This is a genomic window from Nocardia araoensis NBRC 100135 (genome assembly GCF_000308435.1).
GTDB lineage: Bacteria > Actinomycetota > Actinomycetes > Mycobacteriales > Mycobacteriaceae > Nocardia > Nocardia araoensis.
Genome location: NZ_BAFR01000253.1, coordinates 1 through 764, shown reverse-complemented (window position 1 = coordinate 764; position 764 = coordinate 1). Strand labels below are relative to the sequence as shown.

Here is a 764-nt window from a genome sequence, read left to right as displayed (position 1 = left end):
GCCGATGCCCAGGAGTTACACCGAAAAAATTACAGTCCCCTCCAGCCGGATTTCGCCGTCAGGTGGTGGTTGCTCCACCGTCGACGGCTGGGTCGACTAACCCTCAGCGCTGCCGGATCGGCTTGGTGTCCGGGCGAAGTGCCTGATTGGAGAGGCTTGCCGATTCATCGGCTCAGCTGTCGGGTGTCAGCAATTCCCACGACAGTAGAGTTTCCAGCTGAGGATCTTCGGTCCGCCATGCACGATACACGGTGTACACGATGTACGCGAGGTCCTTTCCGGCGATAGTGTGCCCGCCGGTGACCCTTGCGCGGTAGTGCTTGTCCGGGCCGCCGTCGCGGAACTCGACGTCGTAATCGACGTCGACCTCTTTGTCGGCGTCCGGGTCCTGGTCACCGACGTATTCGAGGTGAATTTGGAAGTAGAACTGGTCCGTCGGCTCGCGATCGAGCCTTTCCACGATCGCGAACGGCCAGCGTGCGTTCAGGCACGCGAACAGGTCGTGCACCTGGGTGTCGGTCGGATCATCCAGTGTCTGTCCGCTTGCATCAGATGCTCGAAGTTTTGGGGCACTCACACGAATGATCGTAGCTATTCGGGAGCAGTACTCCATCGAAGGTTCGTGGCCGGGCGCGTCTACCAGAAAGTAGGACGGACACCGGGTGATGATCCACGTTTGTGTGTGCTCTGGATGAGGCGCGGTGGCCGTGGGTCACAACGTAGAGGTTGGCTGCTGGACTGTATTATTCGACAAGCTGATGGAT

At 59.4% G+C, this 764-nt stretch carries 1 protein-coding gene; it reads right to left on the bottom strand.

Features of this window, described 5'->3' with window-relative positions:
• Window positions 1-172: 172 nt before the first annotated feature.
• Complete coding sequence (locus ON21_RS36140; protein ID WP_157171021.1) at window positions 173-613, bottom strand: hypothetical protein; 441 nt, start codon at window positions 611-613, stop codon at window positions 173-175.
• Window positions 614-764: the final 151 nt, after the last annotated feature.

Coding starts and splice junctions, on each gene's coding strand:
- ON21_RS36140 (WP_157171021.1), bottom strand. CDS start 613: ATGGAGTACTGCTCCCGAATAGCTACGATCATTCGTGTGAGTGCCCCA.